This is a genomic window from Streptomyces sp. NBC_01669, from assembly GCF_026339735.1.
Classification (GTDB): Bacteria; Actinomycetota; Actinomycetes; order Streptomycetales; family Streptomycetaceae; genus Streptomyces; species Streptomyces yanii.
Window position 1 is genome coordinate 5,788,624 of sequence record NZ_JAPEQG010000001.1, and the last position, 18,195, is coordinate 5,806,818.

Annotated in this window: 15 protein-coding genes and 2 tRNA genes; 7 read left to right on the top strand and 10 right to left on the bottom strand. The window is 70.8% G+C overall.

The genetic code is table 11. From position 1 onward, the window contains the following. Positions 1–10 precede the first annotated feature (10 nt). The 4 genes from OG972_RS26000 to OG972_RS26015 all read left to right on the top strand — a co-directional run bounded on the left by OG972_RS26000 (position 11) and on the right by OG972_RS26015 (position 5,741). Positions 11–1,618 carry a peptidoglycan-binding protein gene (locus OG972_RS26000; RefSeq protein WP_266985304.1) on the top strand — a complete coding sequence of 536 codons (1,608 nt, stop codon included), beginning with the start codon at positions 11–13 and terminating at the stop codon, positions 1,616–1,618. A gap of 25 nt (positions 1,619–1,643) precedes the next feature. Next, positions 1,644–3,296 carry an SPFH domain-containing protein gene (locus OG972_RS26005; RefSeq protein WP_266985306.1) on the top strand — a complete coding sequence of 551 codons (1,653 nt, stop codon included), beginning with the start codon at positions 1,644–1,646 and terminating at the stop codon, positions 3,294–3,296. 160 nt (positions 3,297–3,456) lie between these two features. Further along, positions 3,457–4,047 (top strand): lytic polysaccharide monooxygenase, encoded by a 591-nt coding sequence (locus OG972_RS26010; RefSeq protein ID WP_266985308.1) that lies wholly within the window; start codon positions 3,457–3,459, stop codon positions 4,045–4,047. A 26-nt stretch (positions 4,048–4,073) separates the two neighbouring features. After that, positions 4,074–5,741: an AMP-binding protein gene (locus OG972_RS26015; protein ID WP_266985310.1), complete on the top strand. Its 1,668-nt coding sequence runs from the start codon at positions 4,074–4,076 to the stop codon at positions 5,739–5,741. A gap of 120 nt (positions 5,742–5,861) precedes the next feature. On the opposite strand, the gene OG972_RS26020 is transcribed toward OG972_RS26015, so the two are convergent. From OG972_RS26020 to OG972_RS26050, 7 genes are all read right to left on the bottom strand, one after another. Beyond that, positions 5,862–5,935: transfer RNA gene (locus OG972_RS26020), tRNA-Lys, on the bottom strand. Positions 5,936–5,997: 62 nt separating this feature from the next. Continuing rightward, complete coding sequence (locus OG972_RS26025) at positions 5,998–6,756, bottom strand: IclR family transcriptional regulator (RefSeq protein ID WP_266985312.1); 759 nt, start codon at positions 6,754–6,756, stop codon at positions 5,998–6,000. 167 nt (positions 6,757–6,923) lie between these two features. Then, positions 6,924–7,754: an ectoine/hydroxyectoine ABC transporter ATP-binding protein EhuA gene (gene ehuA, locus OG972_RS26030; protein WP_266985313.1), complete on the bottom strand. Its 831-nt coding sequence runs from the start codon at positions 7,752–7,754 to the stop codon at positions 6,924–6,926. Continuing rightward, complete coding sequence (gene ehuD, locus OG972_RS26035; protein WP_266985315.1) at positions 7,744–8,385, bottom strand: ectoine/hydroxyectoine ABC transporter permease subunit EhuD; 642 nt, start codon at positions 8,383–8,385, stop codon at positions 7,744–7,746. The genes ehuA and ehuD overlap by 11 nt, the downstream gene beginning before the upstream one ends. Then, on the bottom strand, positions 8,382–9,122 hold the full coding sequence (ehuC, locus tag OG972_RS26040; RefSeq protein WP_266985317.1) for an ectoine/hydroxyectoine ABC transporter permease subunit EhuC: 741 nt from the start codon (positions 9,120–9,122) through the stop codon (positions 8,382–8,384). Before ehuC ends, ehuD begins: the two co-directional genes overlap by 4 nt. A 37-nt stretch (positions 9,123–9,159) precedes the next feature. Continuing rightward, on the bottom strand, positions 9,160–10,062 hold the full coding sequence (gene ehuB, locus OG972_RS26045) for an ectoine/hydroxyectoine ABC transporter substrate-binding protein EhuB (RefSeq protein WP_266985319.1): 903 nt from the start codon (positions 10,060–10,062) through the stop codon (positions 9,160–9,162). A 125-nt stretch (positions 10,063–10,187) separates the two neighbouring features. Continuing rightward, on the bottom strand, positions 10,188–11,177 hold the full coding sequence (locus OG972_RS26050) for a D-2-hydroxyacid dehydrogenase (RefSeq protein WP_266985321.1): 990 nt from the start codon (positions 11,175–11,177) through the stop codon (positions 10,188–10,190). Between the two features lie 168 nt (positions 11,178–11,345). Here OG972_RS26050 and OG972_RS26055 point away from each other — a divergent pair, with 168 nt between their 5' ends. After that, on the top strand, positions 11,346–12,089 hold the full coding sequence (locus OG972_RS26055) for a decarboxylase (RefSeq protein WP_266985323.1): 744 nt from the start codon (positions 11,346–11,348) through the stop codon (positions 12,087–12,089). Positions 12,090–12,164: 75 nt separating this feature from the next. Then, on the top strand, positions 12,165–13,268 hold the full coding sequence (locus OG972_RS26060; RefSeq protein WP_266985325.1) for an LLM class flavin-dependent oxidoreductase: 1,104 nt from the start codon (positions 12,165–12,167) through the stop codon (positions 13,266–13,268). Positions 13,269–13,589: 321 nt separating this feature from the next. Here the strand turns inward: OG972_RS26060 and OG972_RS26065 are convergent, their stop codons facing one another. Then, positions 13,590–15,536 carry an EAL domain-containing protein gene (locus OG972_RS26065; RefSeq protein WP_266985327.1) on the bottom strand — a complete coding sequence of 649 codons (1,947 nt, stop codon included), beginning with the start codon at positions 15,534–15,536 and terminating at the stop codon, positions 13,590–13,592. A 436-nt stretch (positions 15,537–15,972) separates the two neighbouring features. Here OG972_RS26065 and OG972_RS26070 point away from each other — a divergent pair, with 436 nt between their 5' ends. Then, positions 15,973–17,187 (top strand): M6 family metalloprotease domain-containing protein, encoded by a 1,215-nt coding sequence (locus OG972_RS26070; RefSeq protein ID WP_266990717.1) that lies wholly within the window; start codon positions 15,973–15,975, stop codon positions 17,185–17,187. A 59-nt stretch (positions 17,188–17,246) separates the two neighbouring features. Here OG972_RS26070 and OG972_RS26075 read toward each other — a convergent pair. Both OG972_RS26075 and OG972_RS26080 read right to left on the bottom strand, forming a co-directional pair. Then, positions 17,247–17,320, bottom strand: a tRNA-Lys gene (locus OG972_RS26075). Next, the gene (locus OG972_RS26080) at positions 17,311–18,051 is read right to left on the bottom strand and encodes a bifunctional DNA primase/polymerase (protein ID WP_266985329.1); all 741 of its coding nucleotides are present in this window, start codon (positions 18,049–18,051) and stop codon (positions 17,311–17,313) included. Before OG972_RS26080 ends, OG972_RS26075 begins: the two co-directional genes overlap by 10 nt. Positions 18,052–18,195 lie beyond the last annotated feature (144 nt).

The following is an 18,195-nucleotide window of genomic DNA, read 5'->3' on the forward strand; positions in this document are numbered from 1 at the left end:
GGGGATTCGCATGACTGTGCCGGCCTTCGAGGAGTACGTGCCCGCCATCGACTGCACCTGTTCGGGGTGCGCCGCACAGCGGCGAGCCGCCGCTCGTGCCCTGCCCACGCGGTACGGAGGGCACCCCGCCGCGCATGGTGTACGGCGCGTGCTGGTGCTGGCCACGGCGGCCGGCGTGGTGCTGAGCGCCGGCGCGGCCGAGGCGGTGAGCGCGGTGACCGGGCTCGCGCCCGGGTCCGCCCGGACGGACGGGACGACGGATCCGGGCGATGCGGGCGATCTGGGGCCGGTCGATGCGGATGTGGGTAATCCGCAGGGTATGCCCGGTCCGCTGAGGACCGGCTCGACGGATGGGGCGACGGATCCGGGCGATGCGGGCGACGCGGGGCCGGTTGATCCGGATGTGGGTAATCCGCAGGGCATGCCCGGTCCGCTGAAGCCCGGTGCCGCCGAGGCGGTGAGCGTGGTGACCGGGCCGGCGCCCGGGTCCGCCCGGACGGACGGGACGGCGGATCCGGGCTCGGGCACGGCCGATGCGGATGTGGGTAATCCGCAGGGCATGCCCGGTCCGCTGAGCGGCGCCGGGGCCCCGGGACCGCCGTCGTCCGGCGGTTCGAAACCGGCACTGAGCAAGGTGACCCGGGCGGACATCATCAACCGGGCCAAGAAGTGGGTGAGCGCGAAGGTCCCGTACAGCATGGCGAAGTACTGGTCCGACGGGTATCGGCAGGACTGCTCCGGCTATGTGTCGATGGCCTGGAAGCTGAATCGCAACGAGTGGACCGGCAGCCTCGCCGAGTACGGGACCCGGATCGCGCGCGCGGAGCTGCAGCCCGGCGACATGCTGCTCTTCCACAACCCGGCCGACCCCTCGAAGGGCTCGCACGTCACGATCTTCGGAGGCTGGACCGACTACACGCACACCCATTACACGGCCTACGAACAGACTCCTGCGCACACGCGCAAGCAGACGACGCCCATGGCCTACTGGACCAATTCGGGCAAATACGTTCCGTACCGCTACAAGGGCCTGACCACCGGAACCGACAAGGTCGGCAGCGGATCGGCGACGGCGTTCCCGGGCACCACGAAATTCGGTGCGGGTGTCAGCAACACGTACGTCACCCAGCTCGGGCGGATGCTCGTGGACCGCGGCGGAAGGCACTTCTACAAGGTCGGACCCGGGCCGGGCTGGGGCGACGCCGACCGGCGTGCGACCCGGGCGTTCCAGAGGGCACAGGGCTGGAAGGGCAAGGAGGCCGACGGCATCCCCGGCCCGCACACCTGGCGCCTGCTGGCGAACGGGACCGGCCGCGACATCCCGGCGAGCGCAAGCGGAAGCGCGGGCGGCGGCAGTCAGGGGAGCGGTTCGCATGCGGCCCCGGCCTTCCCCGGCCGGAGCTATTTCCGGCCGGGTCGGTCCAACAACCATGTCGACAGGCTCGGCAGACAGTTGGTGAAGAAGGGATACGGCAAGTACTACAGGTCGGGCCCCGGACCCCGCTGGACGGAGGCGGACCGGCGCAACGTCGAGACCTTCCAGCGCGCCCAGGGCTGGCGGGGCGCCGAGGCCGACGGTTACCCCGGCCCGGAGACCTGGCAGCGACTCTTCGCGTGAGAACACGGACATGACGGAGGCGGGAATGCGATCCACGGTGTCGGGCAGCTCCGGAATCCCGGAGGACGGGAAGGAACGGGAGCCGATGAGCGGCGGAGTGGACACCACGGAGGGTGCCTCAGGCGTCGGGGCCGGCCGGGACGCGGGTGCGGACATCTGGCCGGGCGCCGGTCCGGCATCGGTTCCGGGCGTGGAGGCTGGAGGCGGCTCCGGTGCGGGGACGGAGGCGGAGGCCGGGTCGGATGCCCTCCTCGACCTCGTGCTCGACCTGGTTCCGGCTGACGCGACGGACCGCGCCTTCGGTGCGGCCTCGGCCTCGGTGTCGGTTCCGGCCGGGGCTTCGGCGCCGGCCCTCGCCCCGGGTTCGTACCTGCTGACCCGCCCGCTCCTGGGCGCCCGGTCCGACACCACGCCGCCGGCTCGGACCGAACCCGGCCCCGACGGGCCGCACGGCATGCCGCCCCTCACGGTGCCTGTGCCCGCCTCGGCTGCCGAAGCCGTCCCCGTACAGGAATCCGAATCGGCCCCTGTATCGCTGTCGGAACCCGACGACGCGGTGACCGGGCGGCGGCACGTCGTCATCGCCCATGAGCGCACCCCCTCCCTCCCCGTACGCCTCCTCTTCCCTGGCGAGTCCGGGCGCCCCGACGCCGCCGCTCTCCCTGCCGGTCTCGCCCGGGGGACCGGCGGCGGCGAGCAGGCGGCGGCCCTGCGGCGGGTGCCCGCCGCGCGCCGGATGCAGGTGCAGGCTCCCACCAGGCCCGCGCCGGTGGGCGATCCGCGGCTGACCGAGAAGCCGGGGCCCGCGCTGCCCGGGTGGGCCGGGGTGCTCGCCGGGCTGGCCGGGATGGCCGGCGGTGGAGCGGTGCTGTGGTGGGCCGGCGCGCTGCCCGCCGTGGTGCTCGCCCGGCTCGGGATCGGCTTGCGTCCGTACGACGGCATCGGCATCGGGGCAGGGGCGGCGCTCGCCGCCCTGGTGACCGTGGTGCTCTTCGCGTTCGGCGGTCTGACTCGCGGTCGCGTCGGGTACGCATGGGTGATGATGCTCTTCGGTGCCTACCGGGGGAGCGTGCGGCGGACGGGTCTCGTCTGGGTCAGCCCGCTGCTGCGGCGCCGCCGGGTCGACGTACGGCTCCGGCACTGGCGCAGCGAACCGCTGCCCACGGTGGATGCGAACGGTACGGCGCTGCGCGTCGTCGTCCTCGTCGTGTGGCGGATCAAGGACACCGTGCGGGCGACGCTCGGGGTGGCGGACCACGAGAAGTACCTGCGCGAGCAGGCCGAGGCGGCGATGGCGCGGGTCCTGTCGCAGCTGCCCGCCGACGCGTTCCACGAGGACGCCCACACGCTCCGCAACGCGGAGGCGGTCGGTGACGCGCTGACCGGGACGCTGAAGGCGGAGTGCGAGCCGGTGGGCATCGAGGTGTACTCCGCGCAGCCGACCAGCATCGAGTACGCACCGGAGCTCGCCGCCGCGATGCAGCGGCGCAGGATCGCCGCCATTGACGCCAAGCACCGGGACAGTGTGCTGACTTCGGTGGTTGACGCGGTGGACGACACGGTCAACCGGCTGACCATGCGCGGCCTCGTGGAACTCGACGATTATGAACGGAAGGCGCTGGTCAAGGACTTGACGGTGGCCTTCTACACCGGACGCAGCGGTGGGGGCGGGGCCTGACGGCGCGTCCGTACCGCGTCCGCGGCGAACCGGAATCCCGTTCCCATTGGTCTGGACATGTTCATGTTCCGTCAATAATCTAAGACTTGGTCTAGACCGCACGACCACGCGCGCGGCAGTGCTCATGGAACCTCCCCCACGTTCTTGAGGAGCGACAGCAATGCGTAAAAGGGCAAGCGCGGCCGTAGTCGGCCTGGCGATAGCGGGCGTCTCGATGTTCGCGACGAGCAGCGCCAGCAGCCACGGCTACACCGACAACCCCATCAGCCGCCAGAAGCTCTGTGCCAACGGCACCGTCACCGACTGCGGCGCCATCCAGTGGGAACCGCAGAGCGTCGAGGCTCCCAAGGGCTTCCCGGCGGCAGGTCCGGCGGACGGCAGGATCTGCTCCGGCGGCCACGACAACTTCGCCGCGCTGGACGACCCGCGCGGCGGCAACTGGCCCGCCACCAAGGTCACCGCAGGCCAGGGCTTCAGCTTCCGCTGGCAGTTCACCGCCCAGCACGCCACGACCGACTTCCGGTACTACATCACCAAGAACGGCTGGGACCCCACCAAGCCACTCACCAGGGCGGCGCTTGAGTCGCAGCCGTTCATGACCGTGCCGTACGGCGGTCAGCGGCCCCCGGCGACCCTGACGCAGCAGGGCACCATCCCCACCCAGAAGACCGGGAAGCACATCATTCTCAGCGTCTGGACCATCGCGGACACCGGGAACGCGTTCTATGCGTGCTCCGATGTTCAGTTCTGACGTGTAGTCAGTTACCGTGCGGCGCCATGGGGAGCGCAGGCACCGTAGCGGAGCTCGTACAGCGCCAATGGGGCGACCACCGGCCAGGGTTGAAGCACGAGGACACCGTCCTCAGCCACCACCAGGTCGCCTCCGGAGCTGCCGTGCGGGCCGCGCTCCTGGCGGATCTGCTGTCGGCGGACAGTGAACCGCACCTCGGGGTACTGCTCGACAACACCCCCGAATTCCCGCTCTGGCTGAGCGCGGCGGCCCTGGCCGGGGCCGCCGTCGCGGGCATCAACCCGACCCGCCGCGGAGCCGAGCTGGCCCGCGACATCCTGCACACCGACTGCCAGGTCCTGGTCACCGAGCGCGCACATCTGCCGCTGCTCGACGGGCTCGATCTGCCGGGCGTACGGGTGCTGGTCACCGACACCGACGCGTACACCGCGCTGCTCGCCGGATATGCCGGGGCGAAGCCGGGCGAGGCGGTGCTCCGGGAGGTCGGGCGCGGGACCCGGATGCTGCTCTACTTCACCTCGGGGTCGACCGGTGCGCCCAAGGCCGCGATCTGCACCCAGGGGCGACTGGCGGCGGCCGGGCAGTCGCTGGTCGACCACTTCGGGGTGCGGCGCGACGACGTCCACTACATCTGCATGCCGATGTTCCACGGCAACGCCGTGATCGCCGACTGGGCCCCCGCGCTGGCGGGCGGCGCCGCGGTCGCCCTGCGCCGCCGGTTCTCGGCCTCCGGCTTTCTCGACGACGTGCGCACGCACGGGGCCACGTACTTCACCTATGTCGGCCGCGCCGTGCAATACCTGCTGGCCACCCCCGAGCGCCCCGACGACCGTGACCATCCGCTGCGGCTCGGATTCGGCACGGAGGCGGGCGCCGTGGACGCGACCCGGTTCCGGGAGCGGTTCGGGGTGCGGCTGGTGGAGGGGTATGGATCCTCCGAGGGCGGCGCGGCGATCCAGCGGACCCCGGACACCCCGCCGGGCGCTGTCGGCCGGGCGTCCCTGCGCGACGATCTCGCCGTCGTCGACCCGGGGACCGGTGAGGAGCGGCCTGCGGCGGTCCTCGACGCGCGCGGGCGGCTGCTCAACGGGGACGATGCGATAGGAGAATTGGTCAACCGGGGCCGTACGCCCTTCGAGGGCTACTGGCGCAACCCGGAGGCGGACGCGGAGCGGGTGCGCGGCGGCTGGTACTGGACCGGGGACCTCTTCTTCCGCGACCCGGCCGGCTTCCTCTACTTCGCGGGCCGGACGGACGACCGGCTGCGGGTCGACAGCGAGAACCTGGCCGCCGCGATGATCGAGAACATCCTGGCCCGCTGGGCGGACGCGGCGGCCGTCGCGGTGTACGCGGTGCCGGACCCGGTGGCCGGCGACCAGGTGATGGCGGCGCTGGCGCTGCGCGAGGGGGCGGCCTTCGACCCCGGCGGATTCGCCGCGTTCCTGGCGGCCCAATCGGACCTGGGGACGAAGATGGCCCCCCGCTTCGTACGCATCGTCGCGGCGATGCCGGTCACGGCGACGAACAAGGTGCACCGGGTGGCGCTCCGCCGCGAGGGTTTCCGGAGCGCCGACCCGGTCTGGTGGAACGGGGCCGGCGGACCCTACGAAAGGCTGCGGGGCGCGGAGCTGGCCGCCCTGCTCGGCGAGTACGAAGCGCACGGGCGTGCCCACCTGGTGTCGTCCGGCGACTGAGGACGACACGGTTGACGGTTGTCCGGTACGCCTGCGTGACACGCGTGTACGGAGCGGCGGACCGCGAAAACCGCCCAGGGCGGTCCACGCGTGTACGTGAACCGCCCTGGGCGTTGTCTGTGCGCCGCCAGGGACTCGAACCCCGGACCCGCTGATTAAGAGTCAGCTGCTCTAACCAACTGAGCTAGCGGCGCCTGCTGACACGAAAATAATACCTGGTCCTCAGGGGTGCTGATGACACGTGCCGACCAGGGGCCTAGAGGGCCAGTGACAGCAGGACCGGAGCGGCCCGCCGGTTCAGCGTGTCCGCCGCCGCGCGCAGCCGGTGAGCGTGCTCGATGGGCAGCGACAGCGCCAGGCAGCCGGCCGAGGAGCCCGCCGTGAGCGGCACGGCCGCGCAGACGGTGCCCACCGCGTACTCCTGGAGGTCGAGCACCGGGACTGTCGCCGGCTGGCTGTCCAGCTTGGAGAAGAGGACCTTCTCGCTGGTGATGGTGCGCGAGGTGAGCCGGGCGATCTTGTGGCGCGAGAGATGGTCGCGGCGGCCGTTCTGGTCGAGCTGGGTCAGCAGGCACTTGCCGATCGCGCTGGCGTGTGCGGCGGACCGGAAGTCCACCCACTCGTTGACCGCGGGGGTGTGCGGACCGTCGGCGTACTGCGTGACCCGGATCTCGCCGTCAACGTACCGGCTTATGTACACCGCGGCGCCGACCGAGTCGCGCAGCTGGTCCAGGATCTGCTGGAGCTTGTTCTCCAGTGCCTGCCTGCGGGCGGCGCCGGAGCCGAGCAGCAGGAGTGAGGCGCCGATCACATAGGCGCCGTCGGACACCTGCTCGACGTAGCCCTCGCGGCGCAGCGTCAGCAGCAGTGGGGCGAGATGCCCCACCGGCAGTCCCGTCTCCCGGGAGATCTGGGTGTCCGTTACACCGGTGCCGTGCTTGGAGACCGTTTCGAGAACACGAAGGGCGTACTGCACCGAGTGGAACGGTGCGGTCGGTTCGGGCTTCAACGCCACGGTTTCCCCCCACCAGGTTGTGACCGCAAGCTTTTGCACCACGATAGCCGCCAAGAGCCGTTCGGTGGGGGCCTGTTGATGACTTCTCGGTGCGCCCCGGCGCTGTCAGCTGGGGCGCACCCGTCTGGCATATGCCAGAGTCAATGATAAATCGATGGACGGCGAGGTCACAGCACCGCGTCGAGGAAATCGCGCGTACGTTCATGTTCGGGAGCTGTGAAGATTTTTTCCGGCGGACCGGCCTCCACCACCCGCCCTGCGTCGAACATCAGCACCTTCTCCGAGACGTCACGGGCGAAATTCATCTCGTGGGTCACGCAGAGCATGGTGATGTCGGTGGTCCGGGCGATGTCGGACAGCAGGTCCAGCACGCCCGCCACCAGCTCCGGGTCGAGCGCGGACGTCACCTCGTCCAGCAGCAGGATCTCCGGCCGCATCGCCAGCGCCCGGGCGATCGCCACCCGCTGCTGCTGGCCGCCGGAGAGCTGGGACGGGTGCGCGTCGATCTTCCCGGCCAGCCCGACCAGGTCGAGCAGCTCGCGCGCGCGGCTCTCCGCCTCGTCCCGGTCCATGCCCAGCACGCTGATCGGCGCCTCGGTGATGTTCTGCAGCACCTTCATGTTCGGGAACAGATTGAACTGCTGGAAGACCATCCCGATCTTCTTCCGGGCCTCGCGCAGATGCTTCTCACCCGCTGGCTTCAGGCCGCCGTCCGGCGTCCGGACATGGGACAACGGCGCGCCGTCCACCCAGATCACGCCGCCGCTCACCTTCTCCAGCGTCATCAGGAGCCGCAGGATCGTGGTCTTTCCCGAGCCGCTCGGCCCGATCAGCGTGACGTGCTCGCCGCGCCGCACCGAGAAGTCCAGCTCGTCGAGGACGACATGGTCGCCGTACCGCTTGACCACGCGGTCGAAGCGGACCAGGGCGTCCGTGCCCGCGGCGTCCTCGGGCGCTGCGGCCGCCGTCTTCTGCAGGGGGAGAGGTTCAGTGGCCAAGGCGCTTCTCCAGCTTTCTCATCAGCAGTGAGGTGGGGTAGCTCGCGACCAGGAAGACCAGTCCGGCGAGCGTGAATGCCTCGGTGTACGCGAAGTGGTCGGCCCCGTACCTGCGGGCCTCGAAGACCATTTCCTGCACGGTGATCACGGCGAGGAACGGGGTCTCCTTGAACATCGAGATCGCATAGTTGCCGAGGGCGGGCAGCACCTTGCGTACCGCCTGCGGCAGGACCACGGCCTGCCAGGTCCGCCGCGGCGACAGCGAGAGCGCCCGGCAGGCCTCCCACTGGCCCTTCGGCACACCGTCGATCCCGGCGCGGTACACCTCGGAGGTGTAGGCGGCGTAGTGGATACCCAGCACCACGATGCCGATGGTCAGCGGCTCCACCGAGGTGAAAAAAGCTGCCGCGCCCACCAGCTGGACCAGCAGCGGGGTGGACCGGATGAACTCCATGACAGCCCGCACCGGCACCGTCACGAACCGGCTCGGCGCCCGCCCGGCGACCGCGACGGCCAGCCCGAGGACGGCCGCGACGAGCGTGCCGAGCACCGTCGCCAGCAGCGTGACCTCGAACCCACGCAGGACCAGGGGCAGGACGTCGCCCGCGGCGTTCCAGTCGAAGCCGTTCACCGGGCACCTCCGGCGGTCGTCGCCACGGCGTCCACCGCGGAGCGGGTGCGCAGCAGGGAGCCCGCGCCGGTCGGCAGTCCGAGCCGCCGCTTGGCGGTCCGCTCGAGCAGGTTCATCAGCAGGGTCAGCGCGTACGCGAGGACGAAGTAGACCGCCAGCAGGGTCAGATACGCCGTGAGGGTCTCACCGGTACGGTCGCGCAGCTGCTGGATCACGGTCATCAGATCGGCCGCGGAGATCAGCCACAGCAGCGGCGTGCACTTCAGCAGCTGGATCAGCAGATTGGTGAAGGGCGGAATCATCTGCACCCAGGCCTGCGGCAGGATCACCTTCCGCATCCGCTGGACCGGTGTCAGGTTCAGTGCGACGGCGGCTTCGTGCTGGGCACGCGGTACGGAGTTGATGGCGCCGCGCACCACCTCGGAGCCGTACGCCCCGTAGTTGAGGCCGAACGCGACGACGCCGCAGAGCAGCGGCGTCAGTTCGTACCCGGTCAGCGGCGGCATCGCGTAGTACAGCCAGAACAGCTGGATGTAGAGGGAGGTGCCGCGGAAGAACTCCACGACCACCCGGGACACACCGCGCACGGCAAGCATCGGGCTGATGGCCATCAGCCCGAGGACGAACGACAGGAGCAGGGCGAGCAGCGAGCCCAGCACCGTGGCCTGAAGGGTGACCCACAGCCCCGACCGGAGCTGGGGGAGATTGTCGGAGAGGGCGGAGAAGAAGTCGCTCATGCGGCGCTGCCCGTCCCTGTCGGCGTGGCCGGTCCCGTCAGCCCTTGCACAGATCCGCCGTCCGCAGCGTGGCCGGCGGGAGCTCGGTGGCGCCGAAGCCGTACTCCTGGAGCAGCTCCACATAGCGTGAGCTGTCGGACACGATCTTCTTCAGTTCGCGGTTGAAGGAGTCCCGCAGGTCCTCGTTGCCCTTGCGGAAGACGGCGCCGCCGGGGCTGTACTGCTTCTTTCCGTCGAGCTCCGGCAGGAACGCCTCGGTGACCTCGGTGCCCGGGTTGGTCTTCGCGAGCCAGCGCAGCGAGATTCCGGTGAGCAGGAAGGCGTCGATCCTGCCGCCCCTGACCGCGTCGGCGCCGTCCTGCGGCTTCTGCAGCGTCTTGATCTTCTCCTTCGAGATGCCCGCGCCCTCGGCGTACGAGCCCTCGACCGCACCCGACATCACACCGACGGTGATACCGGCGGCCTTCGCCGACGCCAGGTCCGTTACCTTCTTCGGGTTGCCCTTCTTCACCATCAGCGCGGTCGGCGAGATGAACTCCGGCTCGGAGAAAAGGGCGTTGGCGCAGCGCTCGGGGGTGATCGCCATGCCCGCGCTGACCACGTCGTACTTTCCGGCCTGCAGCCCGGGAATCAGCCCGTCCCACTCGGAGAGGGTGGGCTTCAGCTCCTCGACCCCGAGCGCCTTGAAGATCTCCCGGTGCAGGGTCGGCGCCTCACCCTTGAGCTCCTTGCCCTCCAGGTAGCCGTACGGGGCCTCGTTGGCGTACGCGACCCGGACGAAGCCCTGCTTGCGGAGCTTGTCGAGCGCCCCCGCGCCGTCCGTGCCACCGGAGGCGGTCTTGCTGCACGCCGCGAGCGCGCCGGGCACGACGAGCAGGCCGCCCACGGCTGTTGAGCGGCTGAGAAAGCCCCGGCGGGACAGGTTCGGGAAGTCGGCCATGGTGTGCAATCTCCTGGAACGGACGAACAGTTCGGACAGGGGGAACGCCTGCCCGATCCCGTGCGTCTATGCAGGAAGCGGCCCGGTGTGACCGAACGGTGTCCGGAAGGTGACCTTGCCGTGTCTCAATGCGCAGACGTGTCAACGCCGTTCGGGGCTCCGGGGACATCCGATGAGGGAACGTATCCGCGCCGCTTGTCGACCACGTTCGGCAACGGCTCCCCGGCCGCCCACCGTTCGTACATCTCCACGAACTGCTCGCCCAGCCGGTCCCGCCAGCCCACGGTGTCGCCGCTCATGTGCGGGGAGACGATCAGCCCCGGTACGTCCCACAGTTCACTGCCCGGAGCGAGCGGCTCGTGCTGGAAGACGTCGAGCGCCGCGCCCGCGATCCACCGTCGGCGCAGCGCGTCGGCGAGATCGTCCTCGACGACCATGGGACCTCGCCCCACATTGATGAAGCGGGCCGAAGGCTGCATCAGCCCGAAGAACCGCGCGTCGAACATCCCGCGCGTCCGTTCCGTCAGGGGCGCCGCGCAGATCACCCAGTCGGCGAGCGCCGCCAGCCGGTCCAGATCATCGGCGCCATGGATGGTGCGCCGCGCCGTACGCCCCACGAGGGCCACCTGGACGCCCAGTGCGTTGAGCAGCCGGGTGATCTCCCGGCCGATCGGCCCGGCCCCGACAACGACCGCGCGGGTGCCCGCGAGCTGCTGCGACTCGCGGTGGTGCCAGCGTCGCCGGCGCTGCAGCTCCAGCGTGCCGGGAACGTCCTTGGCGAACGCGAGCACCAGGCCCAGCACGTACTCGGCGATCGGCTGCTCGAAGATGCCCCGCGCGTTGGTCAGCACGGTGTCGGACCCGGCCAGCTCCGGGCAGAGCAGCCGGTCCACTCCCGCGCTGGCCGTATGCACCCACCGGGGCCGCGGTCCGTCGCCGGGCCAGGCGGCGCGTACCGCGTCGGAGGTGAAGTCCCACACGAGCAGGGCGTCGGCGTGCGGCAGCTCCGCGGCGAGGCCGGCCTCGTCCACGGAGCGGATCCGGACCCGACCGGTCAGCCGGCCGAGGCGCGGCGGCGGGGCGGCGTCCAGTACGAGGAGGGTGGGCTCTGACATCAGGGAGTGGTCGCCTCGTCAACGTCTGAGATGTACGGATTGACCACGCTCGCACCCGGGTCCGCGCCCGTCAACGCCAAGGTCGGCAGGGGTGCGGGCGGTGGAGGAATACTGGGCGGAGGGGAGGGCAGCGGCAGTACAGCGGTCCAGCAGTGCAGGAGGGTGAATATGACGACCGTCGGATTCCTCTACCCGGGCCATTTCGCGGACGACGACTTCCCGCGCATGGAGGTCATCCTCGACACCACCATCAGGCTCGTCGTCAACCGCACGGAGCCGGGCGAGGACGACCGCCGCGCCGAGACCCTGCGGCAGCGGGGCGCATCCGAACGCCTCGCCGCCGGGGTCGAGGAGCTGCGGCGCGCCGGTGCCGAGTCGGTGGTCTGGGCCAGCACCGGCGCGAGTCTCGTGTACGGGTGGGAGGGCGCCCATCAGCAGAGCACCGCTCTGGCCAGGGCGGCGGGGCTGCCCGCATCGAGTACGTCGCTCGCCTTCGTCCACGCGGTACGGGCGCTGGGCGCCGCGCGTGTCGCGGTCGCCGCTCCGTACACCGAGGAGATCGCCGGGCTCTTCGGCGACTTCCTGGCCGCCGCAGGCGTCGAGGTGGTCGCCGTGCGCGGCGGTGGCGTCACCTCAGCGGCCGCGGCCGCGGAGTGGGGGCTGGACCGGCTGAAGGAGCTCGCGGTTGCCGCGGACCGACCGGACGCGGAGGCGGTGCTGCTGCCGGACAACGCCGTACACACCGCCGCGCACGTTCGTGACCTGGAGGAACTCCTCGCCAAACCGGTCCTCACCGCCAACCAGGTGGCGGTGTACGAGGCTCTGCGGCTGGCCCGTCGACGCACCTGGGCGCCCCAGCTCGGCACGCTGTTCGCCACCCGGGAGGCGCCGCCTGCGCCGGTCGGGAAGTGACCGGCCGGGAATAAACGGAGACAACCTCCTGTTAGGTTTCCCCGGACGTACGAGCATCACCGGAGAGGCCTTCACGTGGACAAGAACCGAGGCGACGACAACCGAGGCGACGAGAGTCGCGGCGACGGCATTCGGGGCAGGGCCGAGGGAACGGCCTCCGTGCCGCTGTCGGTGCTCGACCTGGTGACCGTCGGCCGGGGCCGCACCGCGACCCAGGCGCTGCGCACCAGCGTGGACATCGCCCAGCTCGCCGAGCGCCGCGGCTACCACCGCCTCTGGGTCGCCGAACACCACTCCATGCCCGGCGTCGCCTCGTCGTCCCCAGCCGTGATCCTGGCCCACCTCGCCGCCCGCACCGAGCGGATCCGGCTCGGCTCCGGCGGGGTCATGCTGCCCAACCACGCCCCGCTGGTCATCGCCGAACAGTTCGGCACCCTGGAGGCCATGGCCCCCGGCCGCATCGACCTCGGCCTCGGGCGCGCCCCCGGCACGGACGGTGCGACCGCCGCCGCGCTGCGCCGCACGGACCGGCTGGGCGAGGGTGCCGACGACTTCCCGCAGCAGCTCGCCGAACTGACCCGGTTCCTGGACGACGACTTCCCGGACGGCCACCCGTACGCCCGGATCCATGCGGTCCCGGGCCCGGTGCAGGGTCCCGCGGGCCGCCCGCCGATCTGGCTGCTCGGCTCCTCCGGCTTCAGCGCCCGGCTGGCCGGGGTCCTGGGTCTGCCGTTCGCCTTCGCCCACCACTTCTCGTCGCAGAACACGATTCCGGCGCTCGACCTGTACCGGGACTCGTTCAAGCCGTCCGCGGTGCTGGACGCCCCGTACGCCCTGATCGGCGTCTCGGCGCTGGCAGCCGACGAGGAGCGCGAGGCCCGCCGCCAGGTCCTGTCCGGTGCCCTGTCGATGGTCCGCCTGCGGACCGGCCGCCCCGGTCTGATCCCGACGCCGGAGGAGGCGGAGGCCTATGCCTTCAGTCCGATGGAGCGGGAGTTCGTCGACAGCTGGCTCGGCAATGTCATCCACGGGACGGCGGACGAGGTGCGCAGCGGTCTGGACGACCTGGCCAAGCGGACCGGGGCGGACGAGCTGATGATCACGGCGAATGCGCATGGCGGGGAGGCGCGGCTGCGCAGCTACGACCTGATCGCGGATGCGTACGGGCTGCGTGGCTGAGGTCTGCGCGGGCCGACCGGGCTGACCGTTCTGCCCTCGAGCGCCGGTTGGGCCTGAGCCCCGGCCTTCCCCGCGCTCGGGGTACAGCCGGCTCCGTGTTCCGGGGCGTGGCTCTCTCAGAGCCTGTCGGGTGACCTCTGATCGGGCGGCCACGCCCTGGCACGCACGCTTCCCGCGTTGCCGAAATATCCTAGTAGCTCCTTCCCCGAGCTCTCAGCTTCGTTCGAGCAGGGGAGACCCCATCCGAGGACATCCCGCCGCCTTGGAATCGCACGCACCAGACCGCGTCCGCTATCCGATCGAAGGTCACCCGACAGGCTCTCAGAGCGCCAGGGGGCTCGTCCCGATGAGTTCCGCGATGCGCTCCGGGGCCACCGCCCGGGAGTAGAGCCAGCCCTGCCCCGTGTCGCAGCCGATCCGCCGCAGCCGTTCCGCCTGGCTCACGGTCTCCACGCACTCCGCGGTGACGGTCAGCCCCAGCCGGTGCGCCAGCTGCACCATCGCCTCGACGATCGTCTCGTCGGCCGGGCTGGGGTGCGCCCCGTCCTCGTACCGGAAGCCGCGTACGAACGAGCCGTCCAGCTTCAGTACGGAGACCGGCAGCCGGCTCAGATAGGCGAGGTTCGAGTAGCCGGTCCCGAAGTCGTCGATGGCGATCCGGACGCCCATGTCGCTGAGCGTCTGGAGCGCCTCCAGCGGGCGGCCCGCCGAGCCCATCACCGCGGACTCGGTCAGTTCCAGCTGCAGCAGTCCCGGGGCCAGACCGGTCTCGGCGAGGATCTCGGCGACATCGGCGACCAGGTCGGAGTCCCAGACCTGCCGCACGGCGACATTGACGCTGATGAAGAGCGGCGGCTCGGCCGGATGGTCCAGCTGCCAGCGCCGGGCCTGACGGCAGGCCGACCGGAGCACCCAGCGGCCGAGCTGGACGATCGAGCCGTCCTCCTCGGCGATCGCGACGAACCGATTCGGTGAGAGCATGCCGAATTGCGGGTGGTTCCAGCGGACCAGAGCCTCCACCCCTCGCACGACTCCGTCGGCCATCCCGACAAGCGGCTGGTACTCGATGGTGAACTCGCCGCGCTCGACGGCGGGCCGGAGCGTGGAGGAGAGCGCCTGCCGTGTCATCCGGTGCGCGTTGCGCTCGGGGTCGAAGAGCGTCCAGCGTGCCTTGCCGTCCGCCTTCGCCCAGTACAGCGTGGTGTCTGCGGCCTGCATCAGACCGGTGGCCGAGGTCCCGGCGACGCCCCGCTCCACCACCCCGATCGACGCCGACACGGCCAGCCGTGTGCCGGCCAGGTCGAACGGCTTCTGGAGGACGGCGAGCACCGCGCGGGCGAGATCGGTGAGTTGCTGCGTCCCGGCGGATTCCTCGACCAGGATCGCGAACTCGTCGCCGCCGAGGCGCGCCACGAGTGTGCCGCCGGTGCGGTGCAGGCTCTCCTGCTCGGCGCAGTCGGTGAGCCGGGCGGCGACGGCGGCGAGCAGCCGGTCGCCGATCCGGTGCCCCAGCGTGTCGTTGACGGCCTTGAAGCCGTCCAGGTCGAGGTAGCAGAGCCCGATCCGGCCGTGCCGCGGCCGGCTGTCGTCCTGGTACGGCGGGGTCTCCAGAGCGGAGGAGAGCCGCTCGAAGAACAGCGTCCGGTTGGGCAGCCGGGTCACCGGGTCGTGCGTCTGGAGGTGGCGCAGTCGCTTCTGCAGCTCGTGCCGGTCGCTGATGTCGGCGACGGAGAGCAGCACGGGGGAGGCGCCCGGGGTGACCCCGGTTCCGGTCTCCGCGCCCGTCCCGGTTCTTGCGCCCGTCCCGGTCTCCGGATCTGTCCCCGCGCTTGTCTCCGGGTCTGTTGTCCCGGTCTCCGGCATCGGCACGACGGTGATCTCGGCCCACATCGAACGCCCGTCGGGGTGCTTGAGTCTGCGGGTGCAGCGGAACCGGGATCGCCGGCCGCGCAGCACCTCGCGGTACGCATGCCAGGTCCGGACGTCGGCGGAGAGGTCGAGCAGATCGGACGCGGACTGAGCGGTCAGCGCCGCGGGATCGGCGCCGAGCAGCCCGCCGAGCGCGTCGTTGGCGCACAGGACCAGGCCCTCGTGGTCGACGACGGCCATCGGCAGCACGGCACCTTGGAAGGCGGCCCGGTAATCGGCTGGGCGTGAGTCGACGGCTCCCGGGCCGACCGGTTCCGTGTGACGCTCCGTGACGGATGGTCGCACGGTAGGGGGCGCTGTGCCTGCCGCGGGCCTCGGCCCTTCGGAGGTTCCGCTCACCGCTCGCTCCCGCCGTGCAGTTCTGTCCTGAACAGTTGTGGTCGGACTGGCCCGCCGCGCGGAGTGCCGTTGTCCGAGGCGGAAACCACGCAGGAAAGCGTGGTGAAGCATAGATGCTGTTGTCTCGCCGGTTCCAGCTCCCGGCCCGTTGCGGCCCCGGGGAGCACCCCGCATGGGCCATTCGCGCGTCGTTCCGGTTTGCCCGTGACTGATTATTTCTGGGTGGCTCTGTTCCTTCATGTCGATCTTGAATCTCTTTCGCGTTGCCGCAGTGATCGATTGTGACTGTCCGTGAAAGAGCTCCGAGAGGCTGACTGCTGACACGGGTGGGGCAGCACAACAGGGCGAACACTCCCGAACCGGCACAGGGTGGATTGCGTGTATCCGCATCCCGCACCCGGAGGTCGATGTGCCGCCTCAGCGCAGGCTCGGGGGACTGGAGAGACCGAGTCCGCGTGGTGTGGTGGCCGGTCTGGTCTCTCTCCTGGCGCTCGCCTCCACCTCCCTCGTTGCGGGTCCGGCCGTGGCGGCCACGGGTGAAGCCGGCCCCTGCGCCCTGCCCAGGACGGGGGCACACCACTCGCTGGGCCTGGACGAGTGGAACGGCGCCTACCCGCGCCCGGACCACGCCCTCGATGCGGTCATGATCTTTCTCTCGTTCCCCGACGCCCGCCCCGTCACTACCCCCGCCGAGCTCGCCGCCGACTACTTCCCCGCCACCACGCAGTTCTTCCGGCGCGCCTCGTACGGGAAGTTCACCCTGCGCCCGCACCCGCAGCGGCAGTGGGTCCGGATGCCCCACGCATCCACGTCGTACGGCATAAAACGCGACTGGGACGACAAGCGGCGCAGCTCCTATCTGCGCGACGCGATCGCCGCGGCCGACGACCAGGTCGACTTCTCGAAGTACGACATCGTCTACCTGGTCGCCGACCCGGACGCGCCCGGCGTCGACTCCGACGCCACCAAGGTCGTCAACTTCGACCAGCCGCTGCACGCCGACGGCACGGACATCAGGCGCGTCGTCACCGTCTTCGAGCAGCATCCGCCGGACCGGAACGTGCTGGCCCACGAGACCGGGCACGTCTTCGACCTGCCGGATCTCTACCACCGGCCGTCGGACGGCAAGGGCGACTGGGACACGTACGTCGGCGACTGGGACGTGATGGGCAGCCAGTTCGGTCTCGCGCCGGATCTGTTCGGCTGGCACAAGTGGAAGCTGGGCTGGCTGGACCGCAGGCAAGTGGCGTGCATCCAGCACAACCAGGACATCACCCTGGAGTCGATGGCGGCCGTGCCGGTGCCCGGCGCGTCCATCGGTACGCGGCTCGCGGTGATCAGGACCGGTGAGGGCAGTGCCGTGGCGCTGGAGGCCCGCAGTGCCACCGGCAACGACCGGGCGACGTGCAGCGAGGGGGTGCTGATCTACCGGGTCCGCAACGAGACGCCGTCCGGCGGCGGGCCGATCCAGGTCATCGACACCCACCCCCACACCGACGCCTGCTGGGACCAGTCGGTCTACCCGCCGCTCGCGGACGCCCCGCTGCGGGTCGGCGAGACGTACTCCGTCCCCGGCGAGCACACCCGGATCGAGGTCGCGGACCGGACGCCGTCGGGTGCGTGGACCGTCCGTATCGCCACGGGCACGTAACGCTGCCGTGACGGTGAACGAAGAAGCCCCTCGCTTCCGCGAGGGGCTTCTTCCGTCTGTGCGCCGCCAGGGACTCGAACCCCGGACCCGCTGATTAAGAGTCAGCTGCTCTAACCAACTGAGCTAGCGGCGCCTGCTGACGTCGTAGACCTTAGCACCCTGATCGGCGGGAGGAAAAATCGAAATCCGAGCCGATCCGGTGGGCGCGGAGCGCGTCACGCGCACACAGGCCCAGAGCAGTACGTCGGGGCCCGGCAGCCAAGGGTTACGGGTGTCGGGGGCGACCACCCAGCGGGGCCCCGGCGAGGAGGAGTCGCAGGCCAGGGGCGGAACGGTCACCGCGTCACCGGTGCCGTGGCAGAGCAGCGGCGGGACCCGGCCCTCGCGGTCCTCGCTCTCCCGGGGCGCCTCGGGGCGGTGCTCCGCCGCCTGGTCATGGCTGGTGCCCCATTCCTCCCAGTCGAGCAGCGACGGCAGCCGCTGGGCGGTGCCGGGGGCGGCGAACAGCAGCATCCGCCCGCGGTGCGTGGCGACCGGACCGGAACCCGGGCCGTCGGCCCACAGGTGCTCCAGCATCCGCCGCCCGAAGAGCGCGGGCACATTGACCACGTCGAACGCCGATCCGCACGGCAGCACGCCGGGGGAGTCGGGGTGGGCCTCCCACTGGGCGAGCGTGGAGCGCGGATACGCGGCGGCGCCGGCCAGCCAGGCCGCTCCGGCCGCGGTGACCTGAGCGGTCTGGTCACCGGCTCGGTCCCGCAGGACCGTGAAGACATCGGCACCGTGGCGGGTGCCGGTGCGGGGTCCGGCGCAGGTTCCGGTGCCGGGATGCAGGGTGGTCTCGTCTGGCAGCCATGCGCTCATGACTACCTGTTTACCGGTAGTGACACTGCGGATTGCAAGAGTTGTCGGAAATCCGGACAGGGTGGGGTGGGTAGGAGTATCTTGCGCGCGGGCATATGCCAACGGCTGTGCCCGGAGTCAGATCCGGAGCGAGAGCCGGGGCCG

Bases quoted from the DNA above. Each gene is read 5' to 3' on its own strand.
- OG972_RS26005 (WP_266985306.1), top strand. From the start codon at position 1,644: ATGCGATCCACGGTGTCGGGCAGCTCCGGAATCCCGGAGGACGGGAAG.
- OG972_RS26055 (WP_266985323.1), top strand. From the start codon at position 11,346: ATGACGACCGTCGGATTCCTCTACCCGGGCCATTTCGCGGACGACGAC.
- OG972_RS26080 (WP_266985329.1), bottom strand. From the start codon at position 18,051: ATGAGCGCATGGCTGCCAGACGAGACCACCCTGCATCCCGGCACCGGA.
- ehuC (WP_266985317.1), bottom strand. From the start codon at position 9,122: ATGAGCGACTTCTTCTCCGCCCTCTCCGACAATCTCCCCCAGCTCCGG.
- ehuB (WP_266985319.1), bottom strand. From the start codon at position 10,062: ATGGCCGACTTCCCGAACCTGTCCCGCCGGGGCTTTCTCAGCCGCTCA.
- OG972_RS26000 (WP_266985304.1), top strand. From the start codon at position 11: ATGACTGTGCCGGCCTTCGAGGAGTACGTGCCCGCCATCGACTGCACC.
- OG972_RS26010 (WP_266985308.1), top strand. From the start codon at position 3,457: ATGCGTAAAAGGGCAAGCGCGGCCGTAGTCGGCCTGGCGATAGCGGGC.
- OG972_RS26050 (WP_266985321.1), bottom strand. From the start codon at position 11,177: ATGTCAGAGCCCACCCTCCTCGTACTGGACGCCGCCCCGCCGCCGCGC.
- OG972_RS26015 (WP_266985310.1), top strand. From the start codon at position 4,074: ATGGGGAGCGCAGGCACCGTAGCGGAGCTCGTACAGCGCCAATGGGGC.